Here is a 20,125-nt window from a genome sequence, read left to right as displayed (position 1 = left end):
ATGTTCTTGATCAATGGACAACTGCGCAGCGACGGCAACCTCGACAGCGTTTTGCAGCAACTGCACCTGGAATTACCCCAGCGGCTGCAGACACCGCTTGAAACCAGCACGCTGCTGGCGGCCACCGAAGCCTTCGCCGAACGCCTGCAGCATCAGACGTCGGTGTCGGCGCTCGATGCCGGGCAACGTCAGGCACTGATCGATTTCTGCCAGCCTGCCGCGCTGCAGACCAAGCTTGATCGCGAGCTCGGTCGGCAACCCGATTCGCTACGCCGCATCGACTATCGCCAGTCACGCTTCGAGCGCTGGAGCCCGCTGGGTCTGGTGGTGCACATCACCCCGGCCAATGCTCCATTGCTGGCGTTCTGTGCGGTGTTGGAGAGCCTGTTGAGCGGTAACGTCAACTGGTTGCGCCCCAGCAGCAGCGACGGCGGCTTCACCGCGCAATTGCTCCAGGCGCTGCTTGAATGCGATCCGAGCGGGCAACTCGCGGGCTACGTGGCGGTGCTGCCGACGACCACCGGACAAATCGGCCAACTGTGCAAACACGCCAACGGTGTCGCCGCCTGGGGTGGCGAACGTGCATTGCACGCGATCCGCCAGCAGCTTGCGCCAGGCTGCCGCTGGATCGATTGGGGCCACCGTATCAGTTTCGCCTATCTGACCCCGGATACGCTTTCGCCGGCAGTGCTTGATGCCATCGTCGATGAGGTTTGTCGCCTTGATCAACAAGCCTGTTCCAGTCCGCAATGGCTGCTGGTGGACAGTGACGAGCCGGCCGTTATGGAAGGCATTGGCACGCAACTGGCCGAGGCGTTCGAACGCCGTGCCGGACAATGGCCAGCCCTCACCCCGACGCCTGAGGAAGCTTCGCAGATCATCACCAGTATGGCGATGGCGCGGCTGGCGCAGAGTTTTACCGGGCAAACCGGCCGGGTCTGGAATGCGCGCGGCTGGCGAGTGATCTGGAGCCACGACCGCCAGCTTGAACCCTCTGCGCTGTTTCGCAGCCTGCTGCTCAAGCCCGTCCCCCGCGAACTGCTTGCCGGCACGCTGCTACCCTGGCGCAACGTGTTGCAGAGCTGTGCCTTGGTGTGTGCACCGACGCAGGTCGGCGAACTGGCACAAACGCTGATTGCCGCCGGTGTCACCCGCATTGCCCCGATTGGCGCAATCCACGATGGCTACGACGGCGAACCGCATGACGGTGTCTACGCCCTGCAACGCCTGAGCCGAAGGGTATCGGTCAGTCTGCCGCCGGGCATGCTGTCGAGCCATGCCACGCTTGATCGCCAGCCTGCGCCGCCTGCGCTTTGCGACGTATCGATCATGGACAAGCAAACCTTCGCCGATCAGCCGCCCGATCCGACGGCGCAGCTGTATTTTCGTTCCGGGGGCAGCAGCGGCGCACCGGTCCTTTCGGGCTTCAGCCACGACGATTTCCAGCGCCAGATGCGTGCCGCTGCCGACGGCCTGTTTGCAGCAGGCCTGGACCCAGCGCGGGACAGGGTCATGAACCTGTTCTTCAGCGGTGGGCTATACGGCGGTTTTTCCAGTTTCAGCAAAGTGCTGGAACAACTCGAGGCCAGGCATTGGCCGATGGGCGCACCGGCGGATGACGATTACCGCGAGATTGCGCAAATCATCGTCGAACAGCAGATCACCGTGCTGATCGGCATGCCCGGCACCCTGCACCGACTGTTCCTCAACGAGCAACCGACACTGCGCCGCTACGGCGCCATCAGCAAAGTCTTTCTCGGCGGCGAACACCTGAGTGAGCACACCCGTGAGTTGCTGCAAAGCTGCGGCGTCGGTCTGATTCGTTCGGCGCTTTACGGCAGCGTCGATGCAGGCCCCCTGGGTCACGCCTGTCACGCCACGCCTGATGGCGTCTTTCACCTGATGAGCGACATCCAGCACTTGGAAATCGTCGACTTTGATCATGACAGCCCCGTCAGTGATGGCGAATCCGGTCGTTTGCTGGTGACTTCTCGGGCACGTCAGGGCCACTCCGTGCGGCGTTATGACCTCGGTGACAGCGGGCGCTGGCTGCCTGGCCCGTGTGAATGCGGCCTGCCTTCGCCGCGCTTCGAACTGCTGGGGCGCCACGGCAAGTTGCTGCGCATCGGCACCGACTTCATTTCGTTGACGACGCTGGCGCAGCACCTACAAGCACCCTTTCAGCTAATCCTCGATCACGGCCCCGAGGGCCTGGAGCGCATGCGTTTGCGCAGCCCTCAGGCACCGCAAGAGACCGATCGACAACTGCAGGCGTACCCGAAGCTGACATCGTTGGTGCAGACCGGCCTGCTCACCGTGGACGTCGAGCAATGTGCCGTCGAGCAGTTCTCCCGCAACAGGCACAGCGGCAAGACACCGCTGCTGATTGACCAGCGCCGCTGACCGCAGGTACCTGCACGCGGCCCTCCGCCCTTTTATAAGAAACGATCATGAACACAACCGTTGAATTGACCACCCTGCTCAACTTCGCCCGCCAGCATTCCGATTATTGGCGCGAGCACTTCCAGCACGTCGCAACACCCATCAGCGCATTGGCCGAACTGCCCGTGATCGACCCTGCGCATTACTGGCGCGACAGCCAGCGCCCAGACCAATGGCCGGTACTGACCGGCCCCCTGCACGATGCGCTGATCTTCAAGACCGGGGGCACCACCGGCGCCGGCAAACTGTCGCTATTCACCCGCGCGGAATGGCAAACCCTGGTGCGCGATTTCGGCCGCCACCTCACGGCACAACTGAACCCCGGCGACCGGGTTGCCAATCTGTTTTTCGTCGGCGACCTGTATGCGAGTTTCATCTTCGTCCACGATGCGCTGGCCCATGTCGAGACACCCGTCTGCGAGTTTCCGTTCACCGGGGAGGTCAACAGCGGTGTACTGGCCGACTCGATCGTTGCCTATCGCATCAACGCACTGGCGGGCGTACCCGCCCAACTGCTGACGTTCGCCGCCTGGCTTGAGCGTCAGTCACGGACACTGGAGGTTGTCGAAACGCTGCTCTATGGCGGTGAAAGCCTGTTCCCCGCGCAACTGCAATTGCTCGGCCGGGTGTTCCCGAACGCTCGCACAGCCTCCATCGGCTACGCCAGCGTCGATGCAGGGCTGATCGGTATCAGCACCCGCGATTGCCTCCTGGGCGAACACCGAATGCTGGCAACCCACAGTGTGCTGGAGATCATCGATGAAGTGACCGGGGAGATCATCGAAGAGTGCAATCGCAATGGCCGACTGGTACTGACCAACCTGACGCGGCGTCTGATGCCAGTGATTCGCTACCCGGTCGGCGACCTGGCCTGCTGGCGCGAACCCGCCGGGACACCCCTGCGCAAATTTGCCCTGGCGGGCCGCAGCATGCACAGCCAGCGTGTGCGGGTAGGCGTTTTGAGTCTGGACACGGGGGATATCGACGAGTTGGTCCGTGCCCACGGTGCCAGTGATGACTGGCAACTGCTCATCGAACAACAGGGAAAGAAAGACCTGCTGAGTCTGCGTTGGGTACCGGGCACGCAAACGTCTGATATCGCCCTGACGACCACAAGGCTGCGCAGCGCACTGATTGACCAATACCCTTTGATCGAGCAGATGCACGCCGAACATCTGCTCGACCTGCACGTGATCGACTGCGCTAACGACGAACTGGCGTGTCATCCGCGCTCCGGCAAGCGACAGCGGGTCGTCGACCGGCGCGAATATGGCACCCCGTGCCTGAGGCAAGAATGATGGATGCGGTAACCTTGCGCCGCTATCGGATCGACGATGCAGCGGCGGTCAATTGCCTGTTCCGGGAAGTCTACGGCGACCATTATGTGCAACCGCACGTCTATCTGCCCTGGATGATCAGCCAAAACCACCGCGAAGGTCGCTGGCACTCGTTAGTGGCGCTGATGAGCGACAAAATCTGCGGGCACGCCACGTTGTTTCGCCAGGCGGCCAGCCATTCACTGACGGCAGAACTGGCGTTGAGCGTGGTACACCCCGAGACTCGCGGACAGAACATCGCCACACTATTAGGCCAGCAGTTGCTGATTCATGCTCAGGCACTTGATTGCCGGGGCGTCACGATCAAACAGGTGACGCAGCACCCGTACACGCAGCGCATGGCCGCCGGTCTCGGCTTTCACAGTTGCGGCTTGTTACCGGACTACGTGGCCACGCCCTTTGGAGGGCCGGGACGGGAGACGATCATTGTCGGCCACTGCTGCATCGACGGCTATCGACGTCCATTGCCGAAGCTGGTCTGGCCAGAGGCCTGTCGCGAGTTGATGCTGCACCTGGAGACAGCGTTTGGCACCACAGACAACGCTGCACCCTGGAAAGGCCCGAAGGTGCATTTTGAATATGCATCGGGGCGTTATGACATGGTGTTGAAGGCACTCGAGGACGACCTGTTTCAGCAGTTGGATCAACTGCCGGCGCAGTGGCTGATTTCGCTTCGGCTCAGACTCGCCGAGGGGTTTGCCAGTGCATTGCACAAACTGGCTGCCGTGGGTTTCATCTTCACCGGGATCGCCCCGGATGACCGTACCGAAGGCTGGCTGGCACTGTTTCATCGCGGCTATCAGCAACCCGCGCTGACGTTGCATTGCTCACACATGCAACGCCTGCAGGAACAAATCCGACAGACCCGTGAAATCAAACCGCAGTAGACATGAAAACGGCCCGTCCACAGAGTGGACGGGCCGCAGAGGGTCGGCTTAAGCCTTGGCCTTGACGCCTTGATCCACAGGCTTGGGCGCGTTGCCTTCACCGTAGGTTTTCAGGTTCTGCAGCACGTAGATCGCCTTCTTGTACTCGGGGATCAGATTCTTGCCGTAAGCGTTGCCATTGAGGCCATTGCTCTGGATGGCGTCGAGCTGGGTCGCGAAGTACTCCAGCGCGTTGAATTTGGCATCAACGTCTTTGGTCACGCCGAACCGGTCGAACTTGTCGCCAGCATTGAGCAACGTGAAGGAGGTGATTTCAGAGATCAGCCCACGGCCACGCAGGAACGCACTCAGGTTGCCCAATTGCTTTACAGAGGTGTTCGCCGGATCGAAACCCTTGAGATTCTTGCGCAGACCCTGCTTGTCCATTTCTGCAGTGTTCAGCGCGTTCGGATCGTTGCCGACCAGAGACAGCATCTGCTGCACCTTGACACTCTGAGCCACCTGCTTTTTCGCGCCCGTATTGCGAACCAGCACCCCTGCCTTGCTCTCCCAGCCGCCGACAATGCCGATCGTCATGAGAAGACTCCCTGTGAAAAAACCATGAAATGTCCTTGATGGACCACTCGAATGCCGGGAAGTATCTACCGGCCAACTAGTGGCACCAACCCTTTTAGTGCAGTCGCTTACAATTTTTGTACATTCTAGATACAAATCACCACAGATGCGCTATCTCGGGCGTTTCTCCCGGTTGGGCGAACCTCGTCGATGGTTTTTTGCGCGCTTGCACACGGCGCTCAACTTATTTGTATCAAGGCCGATACGCACCTTTGGCCTGCCTTGTGCGTTCTTGTACGAAAGTACCTAAAGCTTCCCCGCTCGCCGACGATACGCTGGTGTACCCCCGCCGTTTTTCCCCCGACGCCACAATAAAAAATCGCAGATCAAGGACCGGTATCCATGCCCGCATTTCGCACCATTCAGGCTCGCTACACGCTATTTCTGGTTCTGTTCATCCTGCTGCTGTCGGTATTGACCGTGGCTGGAATCAGCCAACTGGTCGCGCCCAAGCTGCGCCATACCGAAGAGCAGGTCGTGCTCAATCGCATCGCCGAAGTTGCCGAGCAGATTCAGGGCGAACTGAACAAAGTGCAGGCGCAGCAACGCAGCATCACCCAGACCATTCCCCTGCTCGACAGCGCGGCCATCGACACCGTGTTGCCGGGACTTGTCGACCAGTACGGCGAGCTGAAAGTGTTTGGTGGCGGGATCTGGCCGTTGCCGGGCCAGCGTGAGGCCGGACGCAACAAATTCAGTACCTTCTGGCACCGCGATGCCTCGGGCAAACTGGCGGTGAACACCTTCTGGAACAGCGACGCGGCGCCCAATTACTACGACCAGAGCTGGTACAAGGGCGGCATGCAGACCCCGCGCGGCCAGTGCGCCTGGGCTGCCGCCTATAAAGACGACGCCAGTGCCGAACCCCGCACCAACTGCGCCATGGCAATCCAGAAAAACGGCGCGGCCTGGGGCGTATCGACCATCGACGTCACCCTGGGTTTCTTCAACGACCTGGTGGCGCGCAAGGAAAAAGACCTGAACGCCGAAATGCTGATCGTCGAGGCCGACGGCAAGATCATCAGCAACAGCTCGCGCATCAGCGGGCCGATCGTGCTCAAGAACATCAACGAACTGGCCGCCGGCTCGACCTTTGCCAGCCAGGTCAAGGCCGGCCTGCAGAATCGTGATCAGGCGCAACGTGTGGAGTTCGACAATAACGGCGAGGCCAGCACCTTCTTCATGCGCCCGATCGAAGGTACGCCGTGGTTCCTCGCCACGGCCCTGCCGACCAAAATGCTCACCGCCCAGCGCGACGATGTGCTCAGCAGCCTGAGCCTGTTGCAGATTCCGCTGGTGATCCTGCTGGTGCTGTTGCAGGTCTACGCGATCCGCCAACTGGTTTCGCGGATGAAAGCGCTGAAAGCCAACATCGACTTGCTGTCCAGTGGCGATGCCGACCTGACCCGGCGCATCACCATCCGTGCCGAAGATGAGCTTGGGGCCATCGGCCATTCGGTCAACACCTTCATCGCCTACCTGCAAAACATGATCGGTGAAGTGACCCAGGCCACCGGCGCCATGGCCACGAGCCTCGATGACCTGCAGCGGACGTCGGCGCACACCAGCCAGATCCTGTTGCGCCATGCTTCGGAAACCGATCAGACCGTTACCGCCATCACCGAAATGAGCTCGACCGCCGATAGCGTGGCGCAGAACGCCGCCGAAACCGCTGCCTTCACCCAACGAGCCAACGAAAATGCCGACCGCTCGCGGGTGGTGGTGGGCGAAGCGACCAACAGCGTGGTGGCCTTGATCGACGAAGTGGCCAGTGCCACTCAGAAAGTCGAAAACATGCAGCAGGACGCGCAGCGCATCACCGAGATTCTCGGGGTGATCGGCGCAATCGCCGGGCAAACCAACCTGCTGGCGCTCAACGCTGCCATTGAAGCCGCCCGTGCCGGTGAACAGGGGCGCGGTTTTGCGGTGGTTGCCGATGAAGTGCGCGCCCTCGCCGCCCGCACCCAGGCCAGCACCTCGGAGATCAACGAAATGCTCACCCGCCTGACCCAAGGCGTGAGTTCGTCGGTCAGCGCCATGGAAAATACCCAGGCCAGTTGCCAGTCCGCCGCCGACGCCACAGCGCGCGTCAACTCGGGGCTGGACGAAATGGCCGGTTCGGTCAGCCACATCAACAGCCTCAGCACCCAGATCGCCACCGCCGCCGAACAGCAAAGTGCGGTGACCGAAGAGATCAACCGCAGCATGGTGCAGATCCGCCACATGGTGGAAGAACTGGTGCACAGCGGCCAGGCCAGCGAACTCAACACCCGCCAGTTGCTGGAAGCCAACAGCCGGGTCAGCGCGATCATGGGGCGGTTCAAGGTGCGTTGATTCCTGCGTCCCACATTGGTTTTCTGCCAATCAGATAACCAATGTGGGAGCGAGCCTGCGCGCGGCAGCGGTGTGTCAGTCGACAAACGTGTTGGCTGCAAGACCGCACTCGCGAGCAGGCTCGCGCCCACAGGGGGTGCTTTGTATCAACTTGAAACACTCCGTTGATGCCGGGCAGGATAAACCGGTCAAAATGCATTCCTTTTTGACCCCCATTCCAGCCGAGACCTCATCATGCGAACCTCCTTGCGACTGGCCGCCCTGAGCGCCCTGCTCCTGTCCTCCCTGGCCCAGGCTGCCGATCTGATCCCGATCGAAGTGCATCGTGATGCCAATTGTGGCTGCTGCAAAAAGTGGATCAGCCACCTCGAAGCCAACGGCTTCAAAGTCCAGGATCACGTTGAATCCGATATGAGCAGCTTCAAGCAGCAACACGGCGTGCCCCCACGCCTGGGTTCGTGCCATACCGCGCTGATCAACGGCAAGTTCGTCGAGGGCCATGTGCCGGCGGAACAAGTGCTGGCCCTGAGCAAGCGTGACGACCTGCTGGGCGTGGCCGCACCGGGCATGCCGATGGGCTCGCCGGGCATGGAAATGGACGGCATGAGCGATGCCTACCAAGTGATCGGCCTGAAGAAGGACGGCACGGATGTGGTGGTGGCGGACTACCCGGCCCACTGATGGCCGCCGGTTACGTCGGACTGTTCGCGGCGGCGTTCGGTGCCGCAACACTACTGCCACTACAGTCCGAAGCGCTGCTGGTCGGCCTGATCGCCAGCGACCGCTACTGGCTGTGGGGGCTGCTGGGCGTGGCGACGCTGGGCAACGTGCTGGGTTCGCTGGTCAACTGGTGGCTGGGACGCGGCATTGAACGCTTTCAGGATCGACGCTGGTTCCCTGTCAGCCCCAAGCACATGGCCACTGCGCGCAAACACTACGAGCGATATGGGCATTGGTCGCTGTTACTGAGCTGGGTGCCGGTCATTGGCGATCCGCTGACCCTGATCGCCGGGGTCATGCGTGAGCCGCCGGGGCGCTTTCTGTTGATCGTCACCTTTGCCAAGGGCGCGCGTTACGCCGTGGTGGCGATGCTGACACTGGGCTGGCTCGGTTGAACATTCCGCCGTTGCCGTTGCCTGTGGTTAACGTCGCCCTAATCCAGGCGTTCCAGCATCGGCCGATTTCAATGGAGTTTGCCCTCATGTCCGTCACGCTATCCCGCTGGCTGCCCGGCCTGTTCCTGACTGCTGCGCTGCCGCTGTTTGCCCATGCCGCCGAACCCACTGAAGCAGCGCCCGGTGCAGCCGCTAACGATGGCCCGACCTATGGCCCGCAGTTGCAAGGCTTTCAATACCCCTACACGCTCAAACACTTTGCCTTTCAGTCCCAGGGTAACTCCTTGCAGATGGGTTACATGGACGTCGCCGCCCACGGCAAGGCCAACGGCCGCACCGTGGTGTTGATGCACGGCAAGAATTTTTGTGCCGCCACCTGGGACAGTTCGATCAAGGCCCTGAGCGAGGCCGGTTACCGGGTCGTCGCACCGGATCAGATCGGCTTCTGCACCTCCAGCAAACCCGAGCACTATCAGTACAGCTTCCAGCAACTGGCGACCAACACCCAGCAATTGCTCAAGGCACTGGGCATTCAGAAAGCCACCCTGCTCGGCCACTCCACCGGCGGCATGCTCGCCACCCGCTACGCCTTGCTGTTCCCGGATCAGGTCGAACAACTGGCACTGGTCAACCCGATCGGCCTGGAAGACTGGAAGGCGCTCGGCGTGCCCTACCGCACCGTCGACCAGTGGTATCAGCGCGAACTCAAAGTCACCGCCCAAGGCATTCGCGACTACGAACGCAACACCTATTACGACGGCCGCTGGAAACCGGAATTCGACCGTTGGGTCGACATGCTCGCCGGCCTGAGCAATGGCCCGGGCAAAACCCAGGTGGCGTGGAACTCGGCACTGATCTACGACATGATCTTCACCCAGCCGGTGTACTACGAGTTCAAGGACCTGAAGATGCCGACCCTGTTGCTGATCGGCACGTCCGACACCACCGCCATCGGCAAGGACATCGCCTCTCCAGAGGTCAAGGCGAAAATCGGCCACTATGACGTACTCGGCAAGCAGGTCGCCAAGCTGATCCCCCGGTCGACGCTGGTGGAATTTCCCGGCATGGGCCACGCGCCGCAAATGGAAGAGCCGGCAAAGTTTCACCAAGCCTTGCTGGGCTGGCTGAACAATACCAATCCCGTTCGTTGATGAGGTAAGGCAGATGGCGGTGCAGATTGCAGTGATTGATGACTGGCAGGATGTGGCACGGGATGTGGCCGACTGGTCGGTGCTCGACAGCATTGGCGACGTGACGTTTGAGCATGATTATCCGGCTGACAACGCCACCCTGGCCGAGCGCCTGGGCCGGTACCAGGTGATCTGCGTGATGCGCGAGCGCACACGCTTCGACCAAGACCTGCTCCAGCGCCTGCCCAATCTGAAGCTGCTGGTCACCGGCGGCATGCGCAATGCGGCTCTGGACCTGCAGGCGGCCGCCAGCCTCGGGGTCAAGGTCTGTGGCACTGACAGCTACAAGCACGCAGCGCCGGAATTGACCTGGGCGCTGATCATGGCCGCCACGCGCAATCTGGTGAACGAAGCCAACTCACTGCGCGCCGGTGGCTGGCAGCAAGGGCTGGGCGGTGACCTGCACGGCAGGACGCTGGGCATCCTCGGCCTTGGCAGCATCGGCCAGAAGGTCGCGCAATTCGGCCAGGTGTTCGGCATGCGCGTGATCGCCTGGAGCGAGAACCTTACCGCCGAGCGCGCGCAGCAGGCCGGCGTGATTTACGTCAGCAAGCAGGCATTGTTCGAACAGGCTGATGTGCTGTCGGTGCATCTGGTGCTCAGCGAGCGCAGTCGCGGGCTGGTCGATGCGCAGGCGCTGGGCTGGATGAAGCCAACGGCGCTGCTGGTCAACACCGCCCGCGGGCCGATTGTCGATGAAGCGGCCCTGATCAAGGCCCTGCAGAAACAACGCATCGCCGGGGCCGCGCTGGATGTGTTCGATCAGGAACCGTTGCCGGCGCTACACCCGTTTCGCACTCTGGACAACGTGCTGGCCACGCCGCATGTGGGCTATGTCAGCCGACAGAACTACGCGCAGTTCTTTTCGCAGATGATCGAGGATATTCAGGGCTGGGCGGCGGGGAGTCCGGTTCGCCTGTTGAACTGATCGCCATTTTTGGAGGGCGGTGAACCGACTGACGCCTTCGCGAGCAAGCCCGCTCCCACCTTTTGGACTGCATCCTCCTGTGAGAGCCTGCTCCCACCTTTTTGGAATGCATTGCTCCTGTGAGAGCCCGCACCCACATTTGATCGGTGTACGCCGTTCCCTGTGGGAGCGAGCCTGCTCGCGAAGAGTCCCTCACAAACACCCCATCAACAAACTGCCCGCACCACAACAGTGCATCCTTCCTTCTCGCTAGCACAAAAGCGTGACCGACCAGTCACCGTTTTGGCCCTCTCCAGCAAAAAAACCTGCACTTCGTCGGTGCGTGCGCCCCGGCGCACCACGACTTTCGCTGCCTGCAAACCGATTGTCGAACAATTTACCCATTTGCTCTGGCCCGCTCTAGGATCTGGCCTAGACTGATTTTCGCGGGGCTCGACCTGCCGGTCACAGTGCGGAAAAAAAGTCGAAACTTTTGCGCGAAGCGACGGGTCATCTGAAACACAGGGGCAACGCGACTGGTGCAATCCTTGCAGCGCCCCCTCCACCCATTCTGCTTGCGCGTGTTGGGTAGCGTTTGCTCACCGATGCGTGGCGCGTTTGCGCCCGGCCACAGGACTTGGCCAAGGACATCGCTTGTTCAAGACAAGAATCAGATCAACGAGACGGGAGATTCATATGATCAGTGCGGCATTGGATATTCAGGGAGAGCGTGCTCAGCAGGCCGTTGGCGAATCGAGCAGCGTGAGCCTTCCCGGCAGCCGGTCGATCAACGTCCCGGGCACCAAAACGCTGACGCCGGTCGCCAGCCAGAATCCCAACAAAAAGAAAGTGTTGTTCGTGACCTCGGAAATCGCCGACCTGGTGAAGACCGGCGGTCTGGGTGACGTTTCCGCCGCCCTGCCCCGCGCCATGGCACATCTGCACGATGTGCGGGTATTGATCCCCGGTTACCCGCAGGTGATGCACAGCGAAAACCCGATCCACATCATCGGCGAACTCGGTGGGCACGCCGCGCTGCCACCGTGCAAGATCGGCCGCATGGACATGCCGGACGGGCTGGTGATCTACGTGCTGATCTGCCCTGAACTGTATGAGCGGGAAGGCTCGCCTTACGGCGCCAACAACGGTCGCGACTGGCCGGACAACCATATTCGTTTCGCCCGTCTGGGTCTGGCGGCTGCCGACATCGCCGCCAACCTGGCGCAAATTCACTGGTGCCCGGATCTGGTGCACGCCCACGACTGGCCGGCGGGCCTGGCGCCGGCCTATATGCACTGGCGCGGGCAGCGCACGCCAACCCTGTTCACCATTCACAACCTCGCTTATCAAGGCGTGACCAGCCTCGGTTCGTGCCCGGAACTGGGTATCCCGACCCACGCCCTGCAACAGGAAGGCATGGAGTTCTACGGCAAGATGTCGTTCCTCAAGGCCGGCATGGCCTATTCGAGCCACATCACCACGGTCAGCGCGACCTATGCGCAGGAAATCACCACCCCGGATTTCGGCTGCGGCCTCGACGGTTTTCTCGCCGCCAAGACCCAGCAAGGCTTGCTCAGTGGCATCCCCAACGGTATCGACGAGAGCTGGGACGCGGCCACCGACCCGCACCTGTTCGCGCCATTCGCCATTGGCGACTGGGAAGGCAAAGCGATCAACGCGGCCCACGTGCGTGAACTGTTCGGCTTGAAGGACTCGCAAGGCCCGCTGTTCGCCGTGGTCTCACGTCTGGTCTATCAAAAGGGTCTGGACCTGACGCAGGCAGTGTCCGAGTACATCGTGCAGAACGGCGGCCAGATCGCAATCATCGGTCGCGGCGAGCCGGAAGAAGAACAGGCCATGCGTGAGCTGGCGCTGCGCTTCCCGGGGCAGATCGGCGTGCGCATCGGCTTCAATGAAACCGACGCCCGGCGCATGTTTGCCGGCAGCGATTTTCTGCTGATGCCGTCGCGTTATGAACCATGCGGCTTGAGCCAGATGTACGCGCAGCGCTTCGGTTCGCTGCCGGTGGCGCGCAACACCGGCGGGCTGGCCGACACCATCGAGAACGGCGTCACAGGCTTCCTCTTCAACGAGTCCACCGCCGACAGCTACCGCGAAGCCCTGAGCCGTGCGTTCAAGGTGTTTGCCTTCCCCGAACTGCTCAATGCCATGCGTTGCCGCGCGATGGCCGCGCCGTTCAACTGGTGCAAAGCGGTCGAACCCTACGCCGAACTCTACGAACAACTGGTCGCCAAGGCGCTGGGTAAAGCCGGCCACAAATAACTCAGGGAGTTTTCCACGATGCCGTTACGGACCCAAGAAAACTGGCCCCACGGCGCGATCATGCAGGACGCCGAACACACACAATTTGCGCTGTGGGCGCCGGATGCGTTTTACGTCAGTGTCGAGCTCGAAAACGGCCAGTCCCTGCCGATGTTGCCGCAGGGCGATGGCTGGTTCGTGATCAAGACCCGGTGCCCGGCGGGCACTCGCTACCGCTACAACATCGACGGCGAACTGGAGGTGCCCGACCCGGCCTCCCGCGCCCAGGACGGTGACATTGACCGCCCCAGCGTGGTGGTCGATCCACTGGCGTACCGCTGGCGCCACACCGCCTGGCAAGGTCGGCCGTGGAGCGAAGCGGTGATTTACGAGCTGCACGTTGGCGCACTCGGCGGCTTTGCTGAAGTCGAGCAGCACCTGTCGCGCTTGGTCGAACTGGGGATTACCGCCGTCGAGCTGATGCCGCTGGCGCAGTTTCCCGGCAGTCGAAACTGGGGCTACGACGGCGTATTGCCCTTCGCACCGCAAGCATCCTATGGCACGCCGGAACAACTCAAACATCTGATCGACAGCGCCCACGGCCATGGTCTGGCGGTGATTCTCGACGTGGTCTACAACCACTTCGGCCCCGACGGCAATTACCTCAACCGTTACGCCAAGGGTTTCTTTCGCGAAGACAAACACACGCCGTGGGGCGCCGCCATCGACTTCCGCCAGCGTGAAGTGCGGGATTTCTTCATCGAAAACGCGCTGATGTGGTTGCTGGAATACCGCTTCGATGGGCTGCGTCTGGACGCGGTTCACGCAATTGAAAGCCCGGATTTCCTGCCGGAACTGGCGCAGCGCATCCGCCAGCAGATCGATCCGACCCGTCACGTCTGGCTGACCGTGGAAAACGAACTCAACCAGTCCAGCCTTCTGGAATACGACTACGACGCGCAGTGGAACGATGACGGGCACAACGCCCTGCACGTGCTGCTGACCGGCGAAACCGATGCCTATTACGCCGACTATGCCGCCCAACCCACCGAACAACTGGTCCGTTGCCTGAGCCAGGGTTTCGTGTTCCAGGGCCATATCACCCGCCACGGTGAACCGCGTGGCGAGCCCAGCGAGCATCTGCCCTCGACCGCGTTCGTGCTGTTCCTGCAAAACCACGACCAGATCGGCAACCGGGCTTTCGGCGAGCGCCTGCATCAACTGGCCGACCCGCGTGCCTTGCAGGCCGCAACCGTGCTGTTGCTGCTGTCTCCGATGATTCCGCTGATGTTCATGGGTGACGAGTACGCGGCTGAACAGCCTTTCCTGTTTTTCACCAGCCATCACGGCGAACTGGCGGAACAGGTGCGAGAAGGCCGGCGCAATGAATTCGCGGCGTTCAGCGCGTTCACCGATCCGCACAAGCGTGAGCAGATTCCCGATCCCAACGCCGAACAGACCTTCCACGCCTCACAGCCGCGGTTGATTGGCAACGGCAGTGCGAAACAGCAACAAACCCTCGCGCTGTACCGCCAACTGCTGCAACTGCGCCATCGCTACATCATCCCGAATCTGTCCGGCACCCAGGCGCTCGGCGCGCATCTGCTCGGCCATGGCGCGGTCAGTGCGCGCTGGCGCCTGGGCGATGGCAGTGAGCTGCGAATTGACCTGAACCTCAGCGACACGCCAGTGGTCAACCCTGCACAGACCGACGCCGTGTGGCTGTTTCAGCAGCCGCCGGCCGTTGCCCTGTCGGATCCGGGCCAACTGCCCGCGTATTGCGCGCTTGTCAGCCTCACGGCCGCAACCCCTTTGCAACCTCTGGATGGAGAGCGCCTATGAGCGATGCGCAACTGGAAATTCTGGCCAGCAGAGCCGGCCTCGCCGTCGACTGGATCGACGCCAATGGCCGCCCGCAGAAAGTCGCCCCGGCGGTGCTGCGCAATGTCCTCACCGGGCTGGGCCATCCGGCCAATACCGCTCAGGAAATCGACGCCAGCCTGCTGCAACTGCAACAAGTGCAGCAGGACCGCCACTTGCCGCCGCTGCTGACTGCAGACGTGGGCGTCGGCGTGGACCTGGCGCGCTATTTCGAAGCGCAAACCCCGTGCGAAATCCACCTCGAAGACGGCTCACGGCTGAACCTCAAACTCGATGCCGAGGCCGTACTGCCCGGGCTGATCCCGGTCGGCTATCAACAGGTGCACATCGGCGATCAATATTTCACCCTGGCCGTGGCGCCGCAGCGTTGCTTCAGCGTTGGTGATGCCGTGGACAACCCGATCCCCCGCGTCTGGGGCCTGAGCGTGCAACTGTATGGTCTGCGCCGCCCCGGCGATGGCGGTTTCGGCGACACTCAAGCGCTGGAAGAACTGGCGCGGGTCGCCGGTGAGCGCGGTGCCGAAGCGCTGGCGATCAGCCCGCTGCACGCGATGTTCAGTGCCGACACCGGGCGCTACAGCCCTTATTCGCCGTCCAGCCGTCTGTTCCTCAACTCCCTGTATGCCGCCCCTGGGGCAATCCTCGGTGAACGGGCGCTGCGTGATGCGATCGAGTCCAGTGGTCTGGCCGAGCAATTCCGGCAGCTGGAAGACCTTAAACTCATCGATTGGCCGACGGCGGCCGACACCAAACAGAAACTGCTGCAAGCCTTGTACGACGGTTTCGTCGCCGGCGAGCATCCATTGCATCCGGACTTCGCCAGTTTCCGCCACAGCGGCGGCGAAGCACTGGAAAACCACTGCCGCTTCGAGGCGATTCAGGAGATGCGCGCCGCCCGTGGCGAGAGCCTTGACTGGCGCGAGTGGCCCGAACACTGGCACGACCCGCGCGGCGCCGCCCTCGAAGCGTTTGCCGAGGAGTACGCCGAGCGCATCGGTTACTTCGCCTTCTGCCAATGGCTGATCCACCGTTGTCTGGAGCGTGCGCAAACCGCCGCACGCAGCGCCGGCATGGGCATCGGCCTGATCGCCGATCTCGCTGTCGGTGCTGACGGTGCCGGCAGTCAGGCCTGGAGTTTTCAGGACGAGTTGCTCGCCTCGCTCACCGTCGGCGCGCCACCGGACATTCTCAACCGCTCCGGTCAGGGCTGGGGGATTTCCGCGTTTTCTCCCGAAGGCCTGATCCGCAACGGCTTTCGCGCCTTCATCGACATGCTCCGGGCCAACTTCGCCCATGCCGGCGGGCTGCGCATCGATCACGTGATGGGCCTGCAGCGCCTGTGGGTGATCCCCAACGGCGCCGCACCGGCGGACGGCGCGTACCTGTATTACCCGGTGGACGATCTGCTGCGGTTGCTGACCCTCGAATCCCATCGCCATCAGGCCATCGTCCTCGGCGAAGACCTCGGCACCGTGCCCGACGGCCTGCGGGAAAAGCTCAGCGCCCGCTCGATACTCGGCATGCGCGTGCTGCTGTTCGAACAGGACAACACCCGTTTCAAACCGATTCTCGACTGGCCGGACAACGCCCTGGCGACCACCAGCACCCACGACCTGCCAACGCTCAACGGCTGGTGGCATGGTCGCGACATCGACTGGAATTCGCGTTTGGGTTTCGTCGACGGCAACGGTGAAATCGAATGGCGCCGTTATCGCCAACGTGAGCGCGAAGGCTTGCGCAGCGCACTGAGCCAGGACCCGCAGAACTTTCGCGAAGAGTCCCACGAAGCCGATCAGGTGGTGGACGCCAGCGTGCGTTTCCTCGGCCATACCCGCGCGCCGTTGGTGTTGCTGCCGCTGGAAGATGCGTTGGGCATCGATGAACAGGCCAACCTGCCCGGCACCATCGACAGCCACCCGAACTGGTCACGACGATTGCCCGGCAACAGCGAAGCCTTGCTCGATGGCGTCGATGCGGCCCGTCGCCTGGAACTGCTGGCCTGCGCCCGCCTGCAGGCTGCCGAGCGTGACCAATGAACCAGACGCTCATCCAGCCATTGCGCGCGACTCTGCGCCTGCAATTTCACAAGGGCTTCACTTTGGAGCAGGCGGTGCCACTGGTGCCGTACTTTGCCAGTCTCGGCATCAGCCACCTCTACGCCTCGCCTCTGCTCGCGGCCCGGGCCGGCTCGATGCACGGTTACGACGTGGTCGATCCGACTCAGGTCAACCCGGAACTCGGCGGCGAGCCGGCGCTGCGGCGGCTGGTCAGCACCCTGCGCGAACACGGCATGGGGCTGATCCTTGACATCGTTTCCAACCACATGGCGGTCGGCGGCGGTGACAATCCGTGGTGGCTCGACCTGCTGGAGTGGGGTCGGCTAAGCCCTTATGGCGAGTTCTTCGACATCCAGTGGCACTCGCCGGACCCGTTGATGGAGGGCCAATTGCTGCTGCCGTTTCTCGGCAGCGATTACGGCATCGCCCTGCAGGAAGGCACGTTGAAACTGCACTTCGATGCGCAGCAAGGGCGCTTTCACGTCGAGCACTACGAGCATCACTTCCCGATCTGCCCGAATGACTACGGTGAGTTGCTCAAACCGGTCGAAGCACTGAAATCCCTGGCCGATCGTTTCAGTACCCTCAGTTACCAGACCGACGCCCACTCGCTGGCGATGCCGCTCAAGGCAGAATTGCGCGAGCTGGCAAGCGACCCGCAGATCCTCCAAGCCATCGAACACAACCTGACGCACTACGACTCCACCACCGAGGCAGGCTTTCACAAGCTGCATCAGTTGCTGGAACGCCAGAGCTACCGTCTGGCCAGTTGGCGCACCGCTGCCGATGACATCAACTGGCGGCGTTTTTTCGACATCAACGAACTCGGTGGCCTGCGTGTCGAACGCCCGGCCGTGTTCGAAGCGACCCACGGCAAGATCTTCCAGTTGATCGCCGAAGGCCTGGTCGACGGTTTGCGCATCGACCACATTGACGGCCTCGCCGACCCGCGCGGTTACTGCCGCAAGCTGCGTCGGCGCCTTGACCTGCTCGCACCGGGCCGGCATCTGCCGATTTATGTCGAGAAGATTCTCGGCGCCGGCGAAACCCTGCGCCGCGATTGGGCGGTGGATGGCAGCACCGGCTACGAATTCATGAATCAACTGGCACTGCTGCAACACGATCCCGACGGTGAATACGTGCTCGGCGACCTGTGGCAGCGGCACACCGAGCGCCCGGCAGCGTTCATCGAAGAAGCACAACTGGCGCGCCAGCAGATCCTCAACGGCTCGCTGGCCAGCGATTGCGAAAGCGTCGCCCAGGCATTGCTGCAAGTGGCTCGGGACGACTTGATGACCCGCGACCTGACCCTCGGCGCAATCCGCCGGGTGTTGCAGGCGCTGATCGTGCACTTTCCGGTCTATCGCACTTACATCAGCGCGCTGGGCCGCTCGGCGCAGGATGAACGGTTTTTCCAGCAGGCCATGGACGGTGCCCGTCAGACGTTGGGCGAAGGCGACTGGCCGGTGCTCGACTGCGTGGCGGCCTGGCTCGGTGGCACGCCGTGGCGCAACAAACCGCACGGGCGCTCGCGCAAGATCCTCAAGCACGCCTGCGTACGCTTCCAGCAACTGACCTCACCGGCAGCGGCCAAGGCTGTGGAGGACACCGCGCTGTATCGCTCGGCGGTGCTGCTGTCGCGCAATGACGTCGGCTACAACACCGAGCAGTTCAGCGCACCGGTCAGTGATTTTCATGCCGTCAATCAGCAACGACTGGAGACGTTCCCCGACAACCTGCTGGCGACTGCCACCCACGACCACAAACGCGGCGAGGACACCCGGGCGCGGCTGGCGGTACTCAGCGAACGCAGCCATTGGTACGCCGAACAGGTCGAGTTGTGGCGCGCCCTCGCCCGGCCGCTGCGTGACGATGACCAGGTGCCGTCGTCCGGTGATGAACTGATCCTCTATCAGGCACTGCTCGGCAGTTGGCCGCTGCAGTTGCGCGATGATGATCGCCAGGGTTTCGCCGACTACGCCGAGCGCATCGGGCAGTGGCAGCAGAAAGCCCTGCGCGAAGCCAAGTTGCAAAGCAGTTGGAGCGCGCCCAACGAAGCCTATGAAAACGCCGCACAGACGTTCACCCAGCGTCTGCTCACCGGTGAAGAGGGCGAACTGCTGCGCGCCGCACTGAGCAAGACCGTCAACAGCATCGCCGCTGCCGGCGCGCTCAACGGCTTGGCGCAAACCTTGCTGCGCATGACCGTGCCGGGGGTGCCGGATCTGTATCAGGGCAACGAGTTCTGGGATTTCAGCCTGGTCGATCCGGACAACCGCCGGCCGGTGGATTACGCCGCACGCGAGCAAGCCTTGCACCGGCAGCCGCCGTTGGAGGACTTGCTGGCGAACTGGCGTGACGGGCGTATCAAACAAGCGTTGATCGCTCAGGTATTGCGCCTGCGCGCCGAACACGCCGAGCTGTTTCGGCGAGGCACGTACCAGGCCCTGGAGGTGCTGGGCAGCCAGGCGCACAACGTGCTCGCGTTTGCTCGTGAACACGCGGGGACGTACGCCATCGTGATCGCGCCGATCCGCTGCGCGACGCTGCTGGAAAACAGTGCCGTGCCGCAAGTCGATGCGCTGCGCTGGGGCGATACGCGGGTGGTTTTACCGTTCGCCGCCTCTGAGACAAACCTGAAGGGACTTTTTCAAAGCCGCGCAGTCACAAAAAACAGGGAGCTGAACGTCAGCGCCGCGCTGGGGGATATCCCGGTCAATCTCTTTATCCAACTCTTTACGTAACGACGAGTTCAGTTCAGGAGCATTGCGATGAGTACCGACGATAAACGCATCCGCGAGTTCGCCTATCAGATCTGGGAATCGGAAGGTAAACCTGAAGGTCATGAAGCGCGGCACTGGGAGATGGCGCGCAAACTGGCTGAAGCCGAGGCCCTGGCGCCGAAGAAATCACCGAAAGCGGCGGGCAGCAAGACCGCCGGCAAAGGCACTGACAGCAAGGCCCCGGCGGCCACGCCCAAGGCTCCGGCGGCAGCCAAAGCCAAGCCGGCCAGTGCCGCCAAAGTCGTACCACCGGGTGAAAAGGCCACCGAGAAAAAGCCCCGGGCCCCACGCAAGCCCCCGGCCAACTGACACACC

13 protein-coding genes and 2 pseudogenes are annotated in these 20,125 nt (G+C 62.3%); 14 read left to right on the top strand and 1 reads right to left on the bottom strand.

Annotation, left to right across the window (positions count from 1 at the left end; genetic code table 11):
* The 3 genes from AC1UK9_RS13585 to AC1UK9_RS13575 are packed head-to-tail and all read left to right on the top strand — an operon-like array spanning position 1 to position 4,666.
* Positions 1 to 2,403: an aldehyde dehydrogenase family protein gene (locus AC1UK9_RS13585; protein ID WP_482580404.1), complete on the top strand. Its 2,403-nt coding sequence runs from the start codon at positions 1 to 3 to the stop codon at positions 2,401 to 2,403.
* Between the two features lie 47 nt (positions 2,404 to 2,450).
* On the top strand, positions 2,451 to 3,740 hold the full coding sequence (locus AC1UK9_RS13580; protein WP_482580403.1) for a phenylacetate--CoA ligase family protein: 1,290 nt from the start codon (positions 2,451 to 2,453) through the stop codon (positions 3,738 to 3,740).
* Positions 3,740 to 4,666 (top strand): GNAT family N-acetyltransferase, encoded by a 927-nt coding sequence (locus AC1UK9_RS13575; RefSeq protein ID WP_482580477.1) that lies wholly within the window; start codon positions 3,740 to 3,742, stop codon positions 4,664 to 4,666. The genes AC1UK9_RS13580 and AC1UK9_RS13575 overlap by 1 nt, the downstream gene beginning before the upstream one ends.
* 48 nt (positions 4,667 to 4,714) lie before the next feature.
* Here AC1UK9_RS13575 and AC1UK9_RS13570 read toward each other — a convergent pair whose 3' ends face one another.
* A complete protein-coding gene (locus tag AC1UK9_RS13570; RefSeq protein WP_025109981.1) occupies positions 4,715 to 5,242 on the bottom strand; it encodes a hypothetical protein in 528 nt (175 codons plus the stop codon).
* Between the two features lie 381 nt (positions 5,243 to 5,623).
* Here AC1UK9_RS13570 and AC1UK9_RS13565 point away from each other — a divergent pair.
* From AC1UK9_RS13565 to AC1UK9_RS13515, 11 genes and pseudogenes are all read left to right on the top strand, one after another.
* Positions 5,624 to 6,706: pseudogene (locus tag AC1UK9_RS13565) on the top strand (cache domain-containing protein); the annotation flags it as partial.
* Between the two features lie 381 nt (positions 6,707 to 7,087).
* Positions 7,088 to 7,615, top strand: a pseudogene (locus AC1UK9_RS13560) (methyl-accepting chemotaxis protein); the annotation flags it as partial.
* Positions 7,616 to 7,849: 234 nt separating this feature from the next.
* Positions 7,850 to 8,296, top strand: a complete 447-nt coding sequence (locus tag AC1UK9_RS13555) for a DUF411 domain-containing protein (protein ID WP_025109983.1) — start codon at positions 7,850 to 7,852, stop codon at positions 8,294 to 8,296.
* Complete coding sequence (locus tag AC1UK9_RS13550) at positions 8,296 to 8,730, top strand: YqaA family protein (protein WP_025109984.1); 435 nt, start codon at positions 8,296 to 8,298, stop codon at positions 8,728 to 8,730. Before AC1UK9_RS13555 ends, AC1UK9_RS13550 begins: the two co-directional genes overlap by 1 nt.
* Before the next feature lie 86 nt (positions 8,731 to 8,816).
* Positions 8,817 to 9,881 carry an alpha/beta fold hydrolase gene (locus AC1UK9_RS13545; RefSeq protein WP_482580402.1) on the top strand — a complete coding sequence of 355 codons (1,065 nt, stop codon included), beginning with the start codon at positions 8,817 to 8,819 and terminating at the stop codon, positions 9,879 to 9,881.
* Positions 9,882 to 9,894: 13 nt separating this feature from the next.
* Complete coding sequence (locus AC1UK9_RS13540) at positions 9,895 to 10,848, top strand: D-2-hydroxyacid dehydrogenase family protein (protein ID WP_482580401.1); 954 nt, start codon at positions 9,895 to 9,897, stop codon at positions 10,846 to 10,848.
* Between the two features lie 675 nt (positions 10,849 to 11,523).
* The gene (gene glgA, locus AC1UK9_RS13535) at positions 11,524 to 13,110 is read left to right on the top strand and encodes a glycogen synthase GlgA (protein ID WP_025109987.1); all 1,587 of its coding nucleotides are present in this window, start codon (positions 11,524 to 11,526) and stop codon (positions 13,108 to 13,110) included.
* An 18-nt stretch (positions 13,111 to 13,128) separates the two neighbouring features.
* Positions 13,129 to 14,931 carry a malto-oligosyltrehalose trehalohydrolase gene (gene treZ, locus AC1UK9_RS13530; protein ID WP_482580400.1) on the top strand — a complete coding sequence of 601 codons (1,803 nt, stop codon included), beginning with the start codon at positions 13,129 to 13,131 and terminating at the stop codon, positions 14,929 to 14,931.
* Complete coding sequence (gene malQ, locus AC1UK9_RS13525; RefSeq protein ID WP_473015648.1) at positions 14,928 to 17,006, top strand: 4-alpha-glucanotransferase; 2,079 nt, start codon at positions 14,928 to 14,930, stop codon at positions 17,004 to 17,006. The genes treZ and malQ overlap by 4 nt, the downstream gene beginning before the upstream one ends.
* Positions 17,003 to 19,771, top strand: a complete 2,769-nt coding sequence (locus tag AC1UK9_RS13520) for a malto-oligosyltrehalose synthase (protein ID WP_482580399.1) — start codon at positions 17,003 to 17,005, stop codon at positions 19,769 to 19,771. The genes malQ and AC1UK9_RS13520 overlap by 4 nt, the downstream gene beginning before the upstream one ends.
* A gap of 27 nt (positions 19,772 to 19,798) precedes the next feature.
* Positions 19,799 to 20,119, top strand: coding sequence for a DUF2934 domain-containing protein (locus AC1UK9_RS13515; RefSeq protein WP_482580398.1), 321 nt, complete (start codon positions 19,799 to 19,801; stop codon positions 20,117 to 20,119).
* Positions 20,120 to 20,125: the final 6 nt, after the last annotated feature.

Source organism: Pseudomonas sp. AK-TSAG1-1 (genome assembly GCF_056821665.1).
The sequence above is the reverse complement of the archived record's forward strand: the minus strand, read 5'-3'. Positions and strand labels throughout refer to the sequence as shown.